Annotated in this window: 17 protein-coding genes; 6 read left to right on the forward strand and 11 right to left on the reverse strand. The window is 68.6% G+C overall.

What is annotated here, in order from left to right:
• Positions 1-18 precede the first annotated feature (18 nt).
• Positions 19-774, forward strand: a complete 756-nt coding sequence (locus AC0662_RS20235; RefSeq protein WP_452197791.1) for a class I SAM-dependent methyltransferase — start codon at positions 19-21, stop codon at positions 772-774.
• 9 nt (positions 775-783) lie between these two features.
• On the opposite strand, the gene AC0662_RS20240 is transcribed toward AC0662_RS20235, so the two are convergent.
• Positions 784-1,620, reverse strand: coding sequence for a nitroreductase/quinone reductase family protein (locus AC0662_RS20240; protein ID WP_478303422.1), 837 nt, complete (start codon positions 1,618-1,620; stop codon positions 784-786).
• A gap of 149 nt (positions 1,621-1,769) precedes the next feature.
• On the opposite strand from AC0662_RS20240, the gene AC0662_RS20245 reads away from it, so the two are divergent.
• Positions 1,770-2,363 (forward strand): TetR/AcrR family transcriptional regulator, encoded by a 594-nt coding sequence (locus tag AC0662_RS20245; protein WP_478302380.1) that lies wholly within the window; start codon positions 1,770-1,772, stop codon positions 2,361-2,363.
• Positions 2,364-2,646: 283 nt separating this feature from the next.
• Here AC0662_RS20245 and AC0662_RS20250 read toward each other — a convergent pair whose 3' ends face one another.
• From AC0662_RS20250 to AC0662_RS20265, 4 genes are all read right to left on the reverse strand, one after another.
• The gene (locus AC0662_RS20250) at positions 2,647-3,549 is read right to left on the reverse strand and encodes a carbohydrate ABC transporter permease (protein ID WP_452197788.1); all 903 of its coding nucleotides are present in this window, start codon (positions 3,547-3,549) and stop codon (positions 2,647-2,649) included.
• Positions 3,542-4,480, reverse strand: coding sequence for a carbohydrate ABC transporter permease (locus AC0662_RS20255; protein WP_452197786.1), 939 nt, complete (start codon positions 4,478-4,480; stop codon positions 3,542-3,544). The genes AC0662_RS20250 and AC0662_RS20255 overlap by 8 nt, the downstream gene beginning before the upstream one ends.
• On the reverse strand, positions 4,477-5,751 hold the full coding sequence (locus AC0662_RS20260; RefSeq protein ID WP_452197784.1) for an extracellular solute-binding protein: 1,275 nt from the start codon (positions 5,749-5,751) through the stop codon (positions 4,477-4,479). The genes AC0662_RS20255 and AC0662_RS20260 overlap by 4 nt, the downstream gene beginning before the upstream one ends.
• 143 nt (positions 5,752-5,894) lie before the next feature.
• Positions 5,895-6,977: a LacI family DNA-binding transcriptional regulator gene (locus AC0662_RS20265; RefSeq protein ID WP_478302383.1), complete on the reverse strand. Its 1,083-nt coding sequence runs from the start codon at positions 6,975-6,977 to the stop codon at positions 5,895-5,897.
• A gap of 90 nt (positions 6,978-7,067) precedes the next feature.
• On the opposite strand from AC0662_RS20265, the gene AC0662_RS20270 reads away from it, so the two are divergent.
• Both AC0662_RS20270 and AC0662_RS20275 read left to right on the forward strand, forming a co-directional pair.
• On the forward strand, positions 7,068-7,685 hold the full coding sequence (locus tag AC0662_RS20270) for a DUF624 domain-containing protein (RefSeq protein ID WP_452197780.1): 618 nt from the start codon (positions 7,068-7,070) through the stop codon (positions 7,683-7,685).
• Between the two features lie 57 nt (positions 7,686-7,742).
• Entirely contained in the window at positions 7,743-9,224 is a 1,482-nt protein-coding gene (locus tag AC0662_RS20275) for a DHA2 family efflux MFS transporter permease subunit (protein ID WP_478302385.1), read from the forward strand.
• A gap of 34 nt (positions 9,225-9,258) precedes the next feature.
• Here AC0662_RS20275 and AC0662_RS20280 read toward each other — a convergent pair whose 3' ends face one another.
• Both AC0662_RS20280 and AC0662_RS20285 read right to left on the reverse strand, forming a co-directional pair.
• The gene (locus AC0662_RS20280; protein WP_478302387.1) at positions 9,259-9,732 is read right to left on the reverse strand and encodes a hypothetical protein; all 474 of its coding nucleotides are present in this window, start codon (positions 9,730-9,732) and stop codon (positions 9,259-9,261) included.
• Between the two features lie 80 nt (positions 9,733-9,812).
• Entirely contained in the window at positions 9,813-10,196 is a 384-nt protein-coding gene (locus tag AC0662_RS20285) for a hypothetical protein (protein WP_452197774.1), read from the reverse strand.
• Positions 10,197-10,346: 150 nt separating this feature from the next.
• Here AC0662_RS20285 and AC0662_RS20290 point away from each other — a divergent pair, with 150 nt between their 5' ends.
• A complete protein-coding gene (locus tag AC0662_RS20290) occupies positions 10,347-12,833 on the forward strand; it encodes a Tex family protein (protein ID WP_478302390.1) in 2,487 nt (828 codons plus the stop codon).
• A 59-nt stretch (positions 12,834-12,892) separates the two neighbouring features.
• Here AC0662_RS20290 and AC0662_RS20295 read toward each other — a convergent pair whose 3' ends face one another.
• Positions 12,893-13,093 (reverse strand): heavy-metal-associated domain-containing protein, encoded by a 201-nt coding sequence (locus AC0662_RS20295; RefSeq protein ID WP_452197770.1) that lies wholly within the window; start codon positions 13,091-13,093, stop codon positions 12,893-12,895.
• On the reverse strand, positions 13,090-13,470 hold the full coding sequence (locus AC0662_RS20300) for a nuclear transport factor 2 family protein (protein ID WP_478302392.1): 381 nt from the start codon (positions 13,468-13,470) through the stop codon (positions 13,090-13,092). Before AC0662_RS20300 ends, AC0662_RS20295 begins: the two co-directional genes overlap by 4 nt.
• 37 nt (positions 13,471-13,507) lie before the next feature.
• Between AC0662_RS20300 and AC0662_RS20305 the strand changes: the two genes are divergently transcribed.
• Positions 13,508-14,083, forward strand: a complete 576-nt coding sequence (locus AC0662_RS20305) for a TetR/AcrR family transcriptional regulator (RefSeq protein WP_478302394.1) — start codon at positions 13,508-13,510, stop codon at positions 14,081-14,083.
• A 261-nt stretch (positions 14,084-14,344) separates the two neighbouring features.
• On the opposite strand, the gene AC0662_RS20310 is transcribed toward AC0662_RS20305, so the two are convergent.
• Both AC0662_RS20310 and AC0662_RS20315 read right to left on the reverse strand, forming a co-directional pair.
• Positions 14,345-15,121: a GNAT family N-acetyltransferase gene (locus AC0662_RS20310; protein WP_478302396.1), complete on the reverse strand. Its 777-nt coding sequence runs from the start codon at positions 15,119-15,121 to the stop codon at positions 14,345-14,347.
• 980 nt (positions 15,122-16,101) lie between these two features.
• Positions 16,102-16,521, reverse strand: a complete 420-nt coding sequence (locus AC0662_RS20315) for a helix-turn-helix domain-containing protein (protein WP_478302398.1) — start codon at positions 16,519-16,521, stop codon at positions 16,102-16,104.
• Between the last annotated feature and the right edge of the window lie 22 nt (positions 16,522-16,543).

Consider the following 16,543-nt stretch of genomic DNA (forward strand, 5'->3'; position numbering starts at 1 on the left):
GTCGGGCTGACTGGACTCATGGACGAGGTGGTCGCGGGTAATCGGGTGGTCTGGGAGCAGGCCTCCAGCAAGCACATCCGGGAGTACGACGAGTTGCTGGAGCAGGCCCGTGGTGACGGGTTGCTGTTCGAGCGGGAACTGGAGTTGCTGGCGCCTGTGCTCGCGGAGCGGCCAGTAGTAGTGCATCTGCAGAGCGGACACGGGCTCGACGACATCGGACTGGTCAAGGCAGGCGCCCGGGAGGTCGTGGGCGTGGACTACAGCTCTGTAGCTGCGGGCGCGGCGCAGCGGCGGGCCGACGAGCTCGGGATGCCCTGTCGCTACACGGTGGCCGAGGTTCCCGGCGTACCGCTTGACGATGGGTGTGCGGATCTCGTCTACACGGGCAAAGGCGCGCTGATCTGGATGCGGGACATCGACGCGTGGGCGCGGGACGTGGCGCGCCTGGTCCGGCCGGGTGGGCATCTGTTCGTGTACGAGGCCCACCCGGCCGTTCCGCTGTGGAGCTGGGACGAAGACGAACCACGTGTCCGCCCGGACCGCAGCTACTTCGCGGAGTCACACATCAACGACACCTTCCCGGGCAACGGCGCCCAGGAGTGGCAGTGGACGCTCGGCCAGATCGTCACTGCCGTCTCCCGGGCCGGTCTGCAGGTCCAGGTCCTCGAGGAGTACGCCGAGCCGTTCTGGCGACCGCAGGACGACACCAGTGCCGCCGCCTGGTCCGGCCGACTCCCCAACTCCTACGCGCTCCTGGCCCGCAGACCCATATAGATAAGGCCCTTAGAGATAGGGCAGGAGCGCGGCCTCCTCGCGGTCCAGGTGGGCGTTGAGTTGGGCGATCAGTTCGTCGATCTGGTCGAGGACTTCGGGGGCGCCGACGAGGCGCTCCAGTTCACCGAGCAGTACGGCGATCTTGTCGTGCTCCACCTGGAGCTCGTCGACCACGTCGGTCAGCTCCGGGTGTTGCTGGACGAGCGCCGGAAACAGCCCGGTCGACTCGCCGGTGTGGTGGAAGTGCAAACCCTGACAGACCGTCAGGCAGTTGATGCGCAGCTGCGCGCCGAGCGTCCCCGAGTTCGCAACCTCCTTGCGGATCAGGGAAAGCTCGCGCCGGAACGCAGCGTGGATGATCTTCAGCGCCTCGCCGAACCCACGCTCGGCTCCCGGCGGCGGGCCGGGGCGCTGCTCGAGCGCGACGACCGGAATCGTCCGGGTGGTCTTCTTCTGGTACTCGCCCCACCCCGAGTCGGCCTCGACGAGTCGCGCGAAGACCTCGTCGCGTTCCGAGCCGCGGAGTACGACGGCTGTTGCCGGGTAGCTGAAGAGACCTAGGTCCACTGTGACCTCGGGCTGGGCGAGCAGGTTGTGGTACCAGGCGGGGTGTTTCGGGCTGCCGCCGGCCGAGCCGACGACCAGGACCCGGGCGCCGTCGGGGTAATACGCGAGGATCGCGGTCCGCGATTGGCCGGTCCGCGCGCCGGTGGTTGTTAGGAGCAACAACCGTGAGTTCTCGAAGGGCCCGCCGACCTGGCCGGCGTTGGCCCGGAACTCGTCGATGAGTTGTGCGGTGAAATCGTTCAGGATTCGCTTCTCTCTGGGTCGTGGAAGAACGTACAGACGGGGAGAGAAGCGGCGGGCGGGGCCCGCGGGGCGCTCAGAGCGCAGCCGGGAACCCGACTCGTGAATGGCTGGAAGCCGACCCGGCAGTCACGTCGAAGATCGTACCCAAACCACCGGTCCAACCCAAGAACGGCAACAATGTCACCGTGCCCGATGTGCCGGAGGTGTCGCAGGTGCCGCAGTCCGATGCGGCGCTGCCCGATGCGGCGCTGCCCGAGCGGCTCGTGCATGCCGGGGTCGAGCTTCTCGAGCAGGAGGGCCTCGGCAATCTGACCCTGCGCGCGATCGCCCGCGGTACCGGCGTCTCACACGGCGCGCCCCGGCGGTACTTCCCGACCCACAACGCGCTCCTCGCCGCGATCGCCGCCACCGGCCTCACCGACCTAGCCGCCCGACTGACGCCGTACCCCGACGGCTCGCCCGAGGACCAACTGGTGCAGGCAGCCCGCCGCTACCTGGAATTCGCCGCCGAACGCCCCGGAATGTTCGACCTGATCTTCCGCCACGACCTACTGTCCGGCGCCGGCGGCAACCTTCGCGCGACCTCGCTCCCGCTGTTCCAGACGTTCGTGGACCTGGTCGCCCGCCAACACCCCACCGACGCCGACCTCCGCGCCACCGCCCTGTGGACAAACATCCACGGCCTGGCCACCCTCCGAGCCACCAACGCCCTAACCCTCCTCGGCACCACAGACCTCGACCCCACCATCAGGTACCTCGTCCACGCCCACCTCACGTAGCCCGCAAAGCGTCGTACACGACTAAGCCCTGCGGAATTCGGGTACCCGCTGTTGTCACGCGTCTGCGGTACGTCGTGGTTTGTGGGGTGTTGTGGAAAACGGGGTGGAACTAGCGAAAAAACCTCACGAACGCTGTAACGACCTGCACACTGGACCGATAAACGGGTGAGTGACCCAGCGGGGGGCCGAGTGGGGAGCTCCGGTGTTTCTTCGGGACCACCGCGCGTGTGGAGGGGGCCTCGCAGGTGCTCACCCGGGGCGGGGTGAGCACCTGCTCGAGGATCTAACCCTTGATGCCGACGTTCGCCATTCCTTCGACGAACCGCTTCTGGGCGAACACGAACAGCACGATCATCGGCAGCGTCGCGAGCGCCGTACCGGCCATCAGGTACGGCCACTGGATCTCGGCCGGGTTCTGGGAGAAGATCGCCAGCCCCAGCTGCAGCGGCCGCATCTCGTCCGACGTGGTGATCATCAGCGGCCAGAGGAACCCGTTCCAGGCGGCCTCGATCTGGAACACCGCGATCGTGATCAGGGCCGGCTTGATCAGCGGCGTCATGATCCGCCAGAAGATGCCGAACTCACCGAGCCCGTCGACCCGAGCCGCCTGCGCCAGCTGATCCGGCAGCGAGACGTAGAACTGCCGGGCCAAGAAGGTGAACAAAGGCGCTGCGCCGAGCGGGATGATCAGGCCCCACCACGAGTTCAGCCAGCCGATCCCGCCCTGGCCGAGGATGTTGTTGCCGCCGAACAGCGGGATCGACTTCACGATCAGGAACAGCGGCACCAGGATGATCTGGAACGGCACCATCAGCAGCACGATGAAGTAGCTGAGTAGTGCCTTGCCGCCGCGGATCGGCAGTTTCGCGAGCGCGTAGCCGGCCGTCGTACAGACCGCCAGCGTGAACGCCGTCTCGCCGACCGCGATGAACAGGCTGTTCCGGAAGTACCGCAGGAACGGCGCGGTCTGCATCGCCTCGACGAAGTTGTGCCAGCGCAACTCCTGCGGCAGCCAGCCGAACTTCGCGATCTCCAGGTTGGACTTGAACGCGGTCAGCAGCATCCAGACGAACGGCACGATCATCAGGAGCCCGCCGACCGTGAGGACGACGTACAGCAGGATCCGGCCCGGCCGGACGGCCGGCCGCTTGGTACCGGCGACGGCCGGCAGCGTTGCGCTAGTCATTGGCATCCGCCTTCTGGAGCACACGCCCGGCGCCGATGAAGAGCGCGATCACGATCATCATGATCACGGTCTCGGCGGACGCGTAGCCGAGTTTCAGGTTCTGGAACGCGTTCTGGTAGATGTCCATCACCAGCACCCGCGTCGACGAGCCGGGGCCGCCCTGCGTCATCACGTACACCAGGTCGAACACCTGGAAGGTGCCGACGATCGACGTGATCAGTACGAAGAACTGGACCGGCCCGATCGCCGGCCAGGTGACGTTGACGAACCGCTGCCAGCGGCCGGCACCGTCCAACTCCGACGACTCGATCAGGTCGCGGGAGACGCCCTGCAACGCGGCGAGGTAGATGATGATCTTGGTGCCGAGCCCCTGCCAGATCCCGACCACCATCAGCGATCCCAGCGCGGTGCCCGGGTCGGCCAGCCAGCGGTTCGGCGCGAACCCGAACAGGCTGAGGAACCCGTTCGCCAGGCCGGAGCCCGGGTTGTAGATCCACAGCCAGATGGTGGCCACGGCAACGGTCGCGGTGACGGTCGGGATGTAGAACGCCGTCCGGAAGAAGCCGAGGCCGCGGATCTTCTGGTTCAGCCCCATCGCGACCGCGAGCGAGACCGCCATCGAGATCGGGATCACGATGATCGCGTACAGCACGGTGTGCCACAGCGACGCCAGGAAGTTGGCGTCCCGGAACAGGTCCGCGTAGTTGCCGAACCCGACCCAGGAGAAGGAGTCACCGAAGCTGTAGTCGGTCAGGCTGAGCACGAGGACGGCGATCACCGGAAGCACGATGAAGATGCCGGAGTGCAGCAGCGCGGGAGTGAGCAGTGTCCAGCCGGCCCGGACCTGGCTGCGGATCAGCGTTCGATCGGCCTTCGGCGGCGTCACCTTGCGAGGCGTGGAGACCGCCGGACGTTCAAGAGTTGTACTCATCGCGACTGTCCTGCCAGGTTGTGCAGCACCTTGGCGGGATCCTTCTGTCCGAGGACCGCCTGGGTGAGCTGGATGTCGAAGTTGCCGCGCATCTCGAGCCAGTTGGCCGGTACTTCGTTCTCGTTGACGGCGTACGGCAGGCCGTCGGCGACGAACTGGCTCAACGGGTTCGACTTCGCGGCCGGGGAGTTGCTGGAGTCCTTGTAGGCCGGGATCTTCTTGTTCAGCTTGGCGAGCGCGTCCAGAGTGGTCGGCTTTGTCAGCGTCTGGATGAACGACCAGGCCGCGTCCTTGTGCCGGCTGCGCGATCCGATCGAGGCCAGGTCGCCGCCGACGTACTCGATCTCCTTGCCGCTGTCGAAGCGGAAGAACTCCAGGTCGTCGCAGTTCTTCTGCCCGATCCCGTCCGCGGAGCAGTCCACGCCGCCGTTGACGATGCCCATCGCGGCCTCACCAGTGAGCACGAGTGGTTGCTGGGCGGCGTTGGTCTGGCCGTACGGCTGGACGTTGTTGATCATCGACTTGATCCACAGCAGGGTGTCGAGCCCCTCCTTGTTGTCGAAGTTCGGCTCACCCCCGATGTAGAGCGGCGTACCGGTCGAGGCCAGGAAGGTCACGAACGACTGCCGGAAACCACTCGCCGAGGCGAGGTCGAAACCGCTGCGGGTGATGTTGCCGTCCTTGTCCCGCTTGGTCAGCTTCTCGGCCGCGACCTTGAGCTCGGCGAGCGACTTCGGCGGCTTGGACGGGTCCAGGCCGGCCTCCACGAACGCGCTCTTGCGCAGCGCCACCGCGCGCGCGTCGGCGATCAGCGGGTACGCGTACAACTTCTTGTCGTACGTCACCGCCGGGATCAGCGCCGGCGTGCTCTTCTCCTTGATCACGTCCGGCGTCACGCCGTAGTTGCCGAGATCCTCGAAGATCCGCTTCGACGCGAACGGCTGGACCCATCCGACGCCGGTCACCATCACGTCGTACGGGATGCCGGCCGCGATCGAGGTCGACATCTTCTCGTTCAGGTTCTTGTACGTCGCGAAGTCCGGCTCGACCTTCATCTTCGGATAGGTCTTGTGGAAGTCGTCGACGACCTTCTGGAACTCGGCCTTGCCCTTGGCACTCGGCGGGAAGGACGGCAGCAGTACCCGCAACGTCCCGGTCGCCTCGGCCGGCGGCACGCCGTCGGTGCTCTTGTCGATCACCCCGTTGCCACAACTACTGACCACCACGCTGAGCGCAGCGGCCAGCAGGGTCAGTCCCACTCCACGTCTCACAGGGGAACTCCTTCGCTGACTTGTTCAGCCGGGGCCCAAGACCCCACCCAAGTGCAGCGAAAGTATGGGAAAGGGCTTTCCTCGTCAATACCCAATCGCTCGAACGATCACATTCGATCACGATCGAGATCTGCCGAGCGGGGTCAGCCGATGGTGATGGCCTGGCGGTGCGTGTCCGCGCTCGCGCCGCAGGAGGTTCGGATGTTGAGGGTGGGGAGGAGGCTGAGGTGCTGGACGGGGGTGGTGGGGGTCTGGATCTTGCGGAGCAGGAGGTCGCACGCGGTTTCGCCGAGGGCCTGGCGGGGTGGGCAGACGGCGGTCAGGGGTACGACGGCCAGCGCGGCGGTCACGTCGTTGTACGCGATCACCGACAGGTCCTCGGGGACGCGCAGGCCGAGCTCCATGGCGCGCTCGACCAGGCGGGCGCCGTGCTCGTCGGAGTGCACGAGTACGGCGCGGCTCCCGAAGGACTCGCACTCGGCCAGGAACGCGTCCAGCTGCGCGACCGCGTTGGGGTCGTCGCCGCGCATCGGGAGGTCGACGGGCGACAGGAAGACCTCGACCCCGAGCGCCTTCGCGGCGGTCTCGAGCCCGAGACGCAGCCAGTACGCCGTCACCGTCGCCTGCAGGTTCACCGCGATCCGGCGGTGGCCGAGCGCCACGAAATGCCGGAGCGCGAGCATCGCGCCGTACGCGTGGTCGGTGCGAACGTGGTCGTACTCGCGGGCCACGTGCGGGAACCCGAACGCCCGCTCCATCAGCACCACGGGTACGTCGAGCTCGTCCAGGCGGGCGTCGAGCCGGTCGGCCGCGCCGTCACCGAGCGCGGTGCTGATCAGCAGTCCGGCGATCCCGATCCCGAGCACCTTGTCGATCCGCTCGCGCTCCGTCGCCGCGTCGTACCCGGAGACGCCGAGCACGAGACGGGCGCCGTACCGGTCGGCCATCGCCTCGGCGCCGCGGATCACGTCCGAGTAGTACGGCGCCGCGGCCGGGACAACGATGCCGATGGTGAGCTGGCTCCCGCGGGCCGGCAGTTCGGCGGTGCCGGTGCCGATCGCGCCACCGTGTACGCGGCGGAGCAGGCCGGCCTTGTCCAGTTCGGCCAGGTCCCGGCGTACTGTGATCGCGGACACGCCCAGCTCGGCCACCAGGTCCGCCACCCGGAGCCGGCCGTGTCTGCGCAGGCTGCGCAGGATCAGCTCGTGGCGCTCCTGTGCAAGCATGCTGTCCCCTGGCGGTCCCGGTGAGGTGGCTGCGTGATTGTTCGTGATCATACGATCAAGACACGCTCGGACGGAACGAGGAGGCGATCGGTGGAGAAGGCGGGCCGGACGAACACCGTGTTGGCGAAGCTGTCGGTCGTCGGCGACCTGTTGATGCTGCAGCTGGTGTTCCTGGTGATCAGCCTGCCCATCCTGACGTTCTTCCCGGCGGCGTTCGCGCTCCAGCGGGTGCTGCCGGAGGCGATCAGTCAGGACAAGCCGAAGCTGCTGCGCCAGTTCTTCCGCGAGTTCCGCTGGGCGATGAAGAACTTCTGGATGTCGGGGCTCGCGCTGTACGTCGGTGGGCTGATGCTGGCGTTCGGCATCTCGTTCTGGGCGTACGCCAACGGGCCGGCCCGGATCTTCGCGCTGGCGATCCTGATCCCGCTCACCGGGATGATCCTCGGGCTCTACCTGAGCGGACTGGCGATTCTGCCCGAGGCTCCGGTCACGGCGACCATGAAGTCGCTGTTCCGGTCCGCCAACCTGTTCCTGCTCCGTCGACCGCTCCCGGTGGCCGGTGGGGTCGTCGTACTGCTCACCTGGTTCGCTCTGGCCACGCAGGTACCCACGCTGTTGGTCGTGGGGTCCGGACTGGTTCCGGCACTCACCGCGTACGCGATGTCACGCACCCGTCGCGAAAAAACTTCTGAAGACGTGTCAATCTGAGTCCTCCCCGTCCGACGTAGAGGTGAAAGGCCAAAACGACGGACGAAGGAGACCGGAATGTACGCGACGACCGACACCCTGGCGACTGCGCCGGCCGCGCAGGGCGGCCGCTCGCGCTGGCTGGCCCTCTACACGCTGTGCGCGGGCATGTTGATGATCGTGCTCGACGTCACCGTGGTGAACGTGGCCCTACCGGCCATCCAGGACGACCTCGGCTTCACCAGCTCATCCCTCGCGTGGGTGGTGAACGCCTACCTGATCGCCTTCGGCGGTCTGCTCCTGCTGGCCGGCCGGCTCGGCGACCTCCTCGGCCGCCGGAACGTCTTCACCGCCGGGCTGGTCGTTTTCACCGCCGCGTCCGTGCTGTGTGGTCTGGCCAGGTCGCAGGAGGTACTGGTGATCGCCCGGTTCATCCAGGGCGTCGGCGGCGCGCTGACCTCCGCTGTCATCCTCGGCATGATCGTGACGCTGTTCCCCGAGCCGCGGGAGCAGGCCAAGGCGATCGGCATGTACGCGTTCGTCGCGTCGGCCGGTGGGTCGATCGGTCTGCTGGCCGGCGGTGTACTGACGCAGGCGATCAGCTGGCACTGGATCTTCTTCGTGAACCTGCCGATCGGCGTGCTGACGACCGCACTGGCCGTCAAGCTCATCGAGAAGGACAAAGGCCTCGGTCTGGGCCGCGGAACCGACGTACCGGGTGCTGTGCTGATCACCGCGGCGCTGATGGTCGGTGTGTTCACCATCGTGAAGCCGGCGGCCGAGCTCGGCTGGACCGCTCCGCGGACACTGGTGCTGGGTGCGGTGACGCTGGTGCTGCTGGCCGGGTTCATCGCTCGTGAGGCGACCGCCGCCAACCCACTGGTGCCGCTGCGGATCTTCCGCTCCCGCACACTGACCGGCGCCAACCTGATCCAGGCACTGTCCAGCTCCGGGATGTTCGGCATCTTCTTCCTCGGCTCGCTCTACCTGCAGCGAGTGCTCGGGTACGACGCTCTGGAGATCGGACTGGCCTTCCTGCCGACCACTCTGGTGATGGGGCTGCTGTCGGTGAAGTACTCCGAGAAGCTGGTGATGCGGTTCGGCCCGCGGCGCCCGCTGATCGCCGGACTGTCGCTCATCGTCGTCGGACTGGTCCTCTTCACGCAGGCTCCGGTCGGTGGCAACTACTTCGTCCACGTCCTGCCCGTACTAGCCCTGCTGGGCCTGGGCGGCGGCATCTGCTTCCCCGCACTGATGGGCCTGTCGATGTCAGACGTCAAGCCCGAGGATGCGGGCCTCGCGTCCGGCCTGATCGGCACCATGGGTGAGGTCGGCGCCGCCCTGGGCCTCGCGATCCTGGCCACCCTCTCCGCCACTCGCACCGCCGCCAGCACCAAGCCGGCCCTGGAGGCCCTGACCGACGGCTACCGCTTCTCCTTCGCCATCGCCGCCGTCATCGTCGCCGCCTCGGTCGCCATCGCCATCACCGTGATGCGCCCCGCGAAGCTGCCGGCCGAAACCACCCCGGAGCCCGAAGAACTCCTCTGCGAAGCCGCCTGATCCAAGTACGCCGAACTCCCCGCGACCACGCCGGTCACGGGGAGTTCGACGTACCCGCCGAGTACCACTCCCACCACGACAACCCCCGCCGCCTGGCACCAATGGTAAGCAGCACCATCGCGACCAGCACAAAGACCGATCCACCGGCGACGAGACCCCAACCGATCCGCGGTGTCCGCTTGTCATCGACCCATTGACGCGCGTCGACATAGGCCAGGGCGGTCGACGGTTCTGAGGGTTGGTAGAGGATCCGCAGGGGCGGCGCGTAGCGGGTGCCGGCGGCCGGGGTCTGCAGTCCTTCCGGCATCCCCTGGCGATCGTCCTCGAAGTTGTCGAGTGCGGTGTGAACCTGCCGGCCATCAGCGGTGAAGACGATCCGCACCTCACCGATCAGGGGGCTGCCCTTCCCGGGATAGACGTCGACCTTCACGTCGCTCGCGACGGTGTCGACCCCGCCGGCCAGCAGCTCACGACTGAGATCGACTCGACCGGCCAACTCGAACAGCATCAACAAACCCGCCAACACAGCGACAAGCGCAGGAACCCCGAGCCACGTCGGCCCGCGCCCGGGCCAGTCGACGTTTCCGCTCACCCGGCGGCGCGCTTTCGGCGGAGGAGGACGGACACAACGACCAGCACTACCGCGGTTGGGACGGCGATCTCGGCGCTGGGTGTACGGGAGAGGAACGGCCTCAGCAACAGGAACAGACCGCCACCGAACACGATGAGCATGACGAATGTGTCCGCGACCGGGTGGGCCCGCTCCCAGGAGCTGACGCGCTGAAGCGCCGCAGGGCCGATGAGCCCCGGCAGCATCACCGCAGTCATGAGAACAGCCGCGGCCACGGTCTCGAACGTGGGATTGTGCACGGCCCGGCCCGTAAAACTCACCACCATGACGGCGGCGAACACACGCGCCGCCGCGGGCGGCGGACCGAAATCGCGGTCGATGAATCTGTCGAACTGCCCCATGTGGTTCCTCCCCAGGAGGGGATGATCGCATGGGTTGTCCACAGCTGGCGATGGGACGGGTTTCGGGGTGGGGGGTGGGATGCGGAAGGATATGGGACCTGCCCAAGGCAGAATGCTTCGCGGTGTGTTGGTCGTAGAGGGGAACGGACAGTGGCAGTGCAGTCGGTCGAGCAGCGGATCGCCGAGGAACTCGAGGTCGGCGAGAACCAGGTGCGAGCAGCGGTGGCGCTGCTGGACGAGGGCTCGACGGTCCCGTTCATCGCGCGGTACCGCAAAGAGGTCACCGGGATGCTGGACGATGCCCAGCTACGGACGCTCGAGGAGCGGCTGCGGTACCTCCGGGAGCTGGAGGAACGCCGGCAGACGGTGCTCGAGTCGATCGAGAGCCAGGGCAAGCTGGACGACGCGCTGAAGGCGTCGATCCTGGCGGCGGACACGAAGTCCCGGCTGGAGGACATCTACCTCCCGTACAAGCCGAAGCGCCGGACCAAGGCGATGATCGCCCGGGAGAACGGCCTGGAGCCGCTCGCCGACGGCCTGATGGCCGACCCGGACGTCGAGCCGGTCGCCGCTGCGGCGGTGTTCGTGAACGCCGAAGTACCGGACCCGCAGGCCGCGCTGGACGGCGCCCGGGCGATCCTGGTCGAGCGGTTCGCCGAGGACGCCGACCTGATCGGTGGGCTGCGCGAGCGGCTCTGGGAGCAGGGCCGGCTGGCGTCCGCGGTGCGCGAGGGCAAGGAGACCGAGGGCGCGAAGTTCTCGGACTACTTCGAGTTCGACGAGCCGTTCACGAAGATGCCGTCGCACCGGATCCTCGCGCTGTTCCGCGGCGAGAAGGAGGACGTGCTGACGATCTCCGTCGAGCCGCTGCCGGCCGGCGTCGAGGTCGACGGACCGACGGAGTACGAGACGACCATCGCGCGCAAGGTCGGCATCGAGAACCAGGGCCGCGCGGCCGACAAGTGGCTGGTCGAGACGGTCCGCTGGGCGTGGCGGACGAAGATCCTGGTGCACCTCGGCATCGACCTGCGGATGCGCCTGCGGCAGGTCGCCGAGGACGAGGCGATCCGGGTGTTCGCGGCCAACCTGCGCGATCTGCTGCTGGCCGCCCCGGCCGGCACCCGCGCGACGATGGGCCTGGACCCGGGCTTCCGCACCGGCGTGAAGGTCGCCGTCGTGGACGCGACCGGCAAGGTCGTCAACACCGGCGTCATCTACCCGCACGTCCCGCAGAACCAGTGGGACAAGTCGATCGCCACCCTGGCCGCGCTGGCCGCCGCGCACAACGTCGACCTGATTGCCATCGGCAACGGTACGGCGTCCCGCGAGACCGACAAGCTCGCCGCGGAACTGATCGCCCAGCACCCCGAGCTCAAGCTCACCAAGGCGGTCGTGTCCGAGGCCGGCGCGTCGGTGTACTCCGCGTCCGCGTTCGCCTCCCAGGAGCTGCCCGGGATGGACGTGTCGCTGCGCGGCGCGGTCTCGATCGCGCGCCGCCTGCAGGACCCGCTGGCCGAGCTGGTGAAGATCGACCCGAAGTCGATCGGCGTCGGCCAGTACCAGCACGACCTCGCGGAGAACTCGCTGTCCCGCTCGCTCGACGCGGTCGTCGAGGACTGTGTGAACGCGGTCGGCGTCGACCTGAACACCGCGTCCGCGCCGCTGCTGACCCGGGTCTCCGGGATCACGCCGGGCCTGGCCGACAACATCGTCCAGCACCGCGACGTGAACGGCCCGTTCACCTCCCGGACGGCGCTCAAGGACGTCGCGCGGCTCGGCCCGAAGGCGTTCGAGCAGGCGGCCGGGTTCCTCCGGATCCCCGACGGCGACGACCCGCTCGACGCGTCCAGCGTGCACCCCGAGGCCTACCCCGTCGTACGGCGGATCCTGGACGCGACCGGGTCGGACGTGAAGGCGCTGATCGGCTCGGCGGAGCTGAAGCGGCTGAAGGCGGCGGACTTCGTCGACGACATGTTCGGTCTACCGACCGTCACCGACATCCTGGCCGAGCTGGAGAAGCCGGGCCGGGACCCGCGGCCGGCGTTCAAGACCGCGGTGTTCGCCGAGGGTGTGGACAAGATCGCGGACCTGAAGCCGGGGATGCGGCTGGAGGGTCAGGTCACCAACGTGGCCGCGTTCGGGGCGTTCATCGACATCGGCGTCCACCAGGACGGGCTCGCGCACGTGTCGGCGCTGTCGAAGAACTTCGTGAAGGACCCGAGCGAGGTCGTCAAGGTCGGCGACATCGTCACGGTCAAGGTCCTCGAGGTCGACATCCCGCGGCAGCGGATCTCGCTCACGCTGCGGCTGGACGACGAGGTCGGCTCCGGCGGACAGGGCGGTCAGGGCGGTCGCGGGCAGGGCCGTGGTCAAGGCGGCGGCCAGGGCGGCCAGGGCGGCGGCCGCGGTGGTCAGGGCCGCGGACCGGGCGGATCCGGCGGCGGTCAGGGACGTGGCCCCGGTGGCGGTCAGGGCCGCGGGCCGGGTGGATCCGGTGGACGCGGTGGCTCCGGCGGCCAGGGCGGTCGCGGCGGCAACCGTGGCCCGGGCGGCGGCCGCGGCAACCAGCAGGAGACGCCGATGGACGAGACCTCACTCGCCGACGCCTTCCGCAAGGCCGGCTTCACCGTCCGCTGACCCCGAGTCTTCCGGAGCGCACGCTTCACCGGCCGCTGGTCACTCGCCAGCGGCCGGTTTCATCCCTCGACCTGGTACCCGGCGGCCTCGACGGCCGTGCGGATCGCCGCTGGGTCGAGGGGCCGATCGCTGACCAGTGAAACCGTCCCGGTCGGCAGATCCACCGAGACCGATGCGACACCAGGCAGCGTCTCGAGCTCCTCGGTCACGAACCCGACGCAGTGTCCACAGGTCATACCCAGCACCCGGAACGTGGTCATGACGCGCTCACGTCGCGCGTGGCCTGCGTCGTACGACGCATGCGGCCGTCCGGCGCCAGCTCGCCGAACAGGTACACCTCGGTGGAGATCGTCCGCCCACGCCGCGTCTCCGCGTGAATCGTGAACCGCGCCGCCACCCGATCGTCGGTGCGGATCGCGTCGTGGACGTCGTACCTGTAGGAGATCACGTTCTTCCGCACCGGGCGGATGTGGTCGAGCAGTCGCTGCCGGTCGATGGTGATGCCGTCGGCGATTTGCTCGATGTCGGGCGTGTAGTACCGGTCCACGACCGTGGCGGGGTCGTCGCTCTCGACGACCTCCCGGGTGAACGACTCGTAGAAGTCCGCGACGAACTTCCGTGCACTTAAATCTGACATACCGTCAAAGATAAGCACATCCGCTAACCTTGACAAGGTGTCAGAGAACAAGCCGGTACGGCGTCGGCGCCGCGCGGACGCGGACCGCAGCCGGACAGCGATCCTTGCCGCAGCGATCACGGTGCTGGACGAGCGCCCCGACGCGAGCCTGGAACAGGTCGCCGAGGCAGCGCAGGTCACCCGGCAGACCGTGTACGCGCACTTCAAGTCCCGCGACGTACTGCTGAACGCGGTCGTCGACGAGCTCACCGCAGGAACCCTCGAGGAGATCGACAAGCTCGACCTGGATCACGGGCCGGCCCTGGAGGGCGTACTGAGTCTGGTCCAGGTGGCGTGGCGCATGTTCGAGGTGCACCCGCTCCTGCTGCACCTGCCGCAGACCGGCACACAGGACGCACGCCACGACCCCGTAACAGCCCGCTTCGACCGCCTGATCCGCCGCGGCCAACGCGCCGGCGACATCACCCGCGACCTCCCCGCCCCCTGGCTCGTCACCACCCTCATAGCCCTAGGCCACGCCGCCGGCGAATCAGTCGCCAACAACACCCTCACCCCCCGAACAGCCACCAAAACCCTCCAAAAAACCCTCACCCGCCTCCTCCAACCCACCTAACCCCCGGCTCCCCCCACCCGGCGTCCAATCAGTGCAGGCAGGCACGCCAGCCCGCCGTTTGAGTCAGCACAGGCCGCGACACTCTCTGGGTTGGATCAGCACAGGTCGGCGCGCCAGCTCGGCGCGGGAGAGCTCAGGTCGGCCATCCGACCCGCCTGGATCAGCGTCGGCCGCCAACCCAGCCTGCCGTTGGATCGGCGCAGGTCGGCGCCCGGCCCGCGATTGGGTTGGGCAGGTCGCGACCTCGGCCTGGTGTTGGGGTTAGCGGAGGTCGGCGAGGTGGCCGCCGGGTTCGCCGACGTGTACTGCGGTGGCTTTGGGGGTGTAGGCGAGGCGGCGGTAGACGCGGTCTGCGCCGTCGTCGCCTGGGGTCAGCCAGGCGAGCGTGGCGCCGCCGAGTTCGAAGGACTTGAGGGTCGCGTACGCCGTTGCGATGCCACCGAGGCCGCGGCGACGGTGACTGTGGACGGTGCCGACTCCGGCGATCTCCGACACCTCGTCGGCGACCGCGGTCCACGCGGCGGTCGCCACCGGTACGTCGTCGGCGTACACCAGGACCGCACCGCCGTCGACCGGGTCCGGTTTGTAGGCGAAGTCCGCGCCGTCCATCTCGTAGGCCTCGGCCGAGACGGCGTTCGCCACCTGCTGGTCGGCGTCCGACGCGACGACCTTCACCGTCACGCCGTCGGGGAGCTCGGGTACGACGAGGTCAGCGGGCTCGACGACGAGCAGCGGGAGATGGGAGACGATCGTCATCCCATTGGCCTCGAGGGCTTTGGCGAGGCCGGGGCTGGCTTCTTCGACGAGTTCGGCGCTCAACCAGCGGTCCTCGGCGGCGAACGCCTGACGGATGATCGCGAGGTTCGGCTGAACCTCCTCCGGGTCGAACGGTTGCCCAGGCTCCGACGCGACCATCGTCGAGAGGTACCACTCGTCCTGGTCGTGCAGCATCCCCGTCAACGGTCCCGCGACGATCTGCCGCCGCGACCTCGCCATCCCCACCACCTGCGCCCGCGCGATCCGCGCCCCGATCTCCATGCCGCGGACCCTACGACGCCCACCCCCACCCCGCGAGCACATAAACACCCCCGAGCCCATCTCGCGCCCGCCAAGGCGGGCCGTCAAGCGCGCCCGGCGGGCGCCCGGTCAGCGCCCGGTCAGCGCCCGGTCAGCGCGTGGTGGGCGCGTGGTGGGCGCGTGGTGGGCGCGTGGTGGGCGCGCGGCGAGCGCGTGGTGGGCACCCGGTGGGGTGTGTAGCGGGTGGTGGGCGCACGTGGCGGGCACAGCGCGGCGGGTTAGCGCGGGGCAGCCCTCCGAGCAGCCGGCCCGGGCGCGTCGGTCGGTTGTCCGCTCACGTTCACTCACGCGCCCACATCGGCAGAGGAACGGATAACCCCTCGAAGTGGGGGTTCTTCCCTCTCACACCAGCAGAGAACCCCCAACACCAACGGTTATCCCCGCCTGCGCGGCGTGCGGTTCGGTGCCCGCCGCGCCGTTCAGGTGAGAGCGGCGGGCACGCGGCGAACGCGTGCGGAGTGCGCGCGGCGGGTGCGCGTGTTGCTCGGGTGCGTGTGCTGGGGCCCGCGGTGGTCGGCGTAGCGGGCGGTGGGCGGGAGTGATGGGCGGTGAGCGCGCGGTGGTGGACGCACCCGGTGGACGCGCGGCGGGTGCGAGTGGCGGGCGCACGTGGCGCGTACGTGTGGCGGTGCGTGCGTGTGGCGGTGCGTGCGCTGGGTGCGTCCGCTGGGCGCGCGGCGAGCGCGCGTGGTGGGTGAGGGTGGTGGGTGAGGGTGGTGGGTGCGCGTTGAACGCGTGGTGGACATGGTGAGTGAGGCGTGCTGGGCGCGCGGTGGGGGCGGACGCGCGCGTAGCGGGCGGTGGGCGAACGTGGTGGGCACATGCGGCGGGCCGGGCGCACGCGGCGGGCGGGCGACAGGCACGTGTGGTGGGCGGTGGGTGCTGAGGCGCGTGGTGAGTGCGCGTAGTGGGTGCGGTGGGTCCAGCTGCGGGTGTGGGGACTAGGCGAGTTGTAGGAGGTCTAGGAGGCGGTTTAGGTCTGTGGGGGTTGGGGGGTGGCCTAGGAGGGTGGTTAGGGCGTCGAGGGTTGCGATGAGGTCGCGGCGGGTGGCGGCGCGGGATCTGCCGGCGGCGATGGTGGCGAGGACCTTGTCTGCGCGGTCGGAGGCCGCCACGAGCTCGGCTCCGGCCGACGGGGGTGGCGTGGGTTCTTCGTCGCCGATTCGGACCTCCAGTCGGGCGCCTAGCGCCGTCGCCAGTCGGTCGAGGGCGGCGACGGTGGGGTTGCCGCGTCCGTTCTCCAGGTTCGCGATGTACGGGACGGAGAGTCCCGCATCGACCGCCACCGACGCGATTGTTCGTCCAGTCGCCTTGCGGCGTTCCCGCAGTACGTCGCCCAACTCCATGTGACCTATCTTCACAGAACACTCTTGCTCATGTCTA

The sequence above is a fragment of the Kribbella sp. NPDC043289 genome (genome assembly GCF_056436705.1).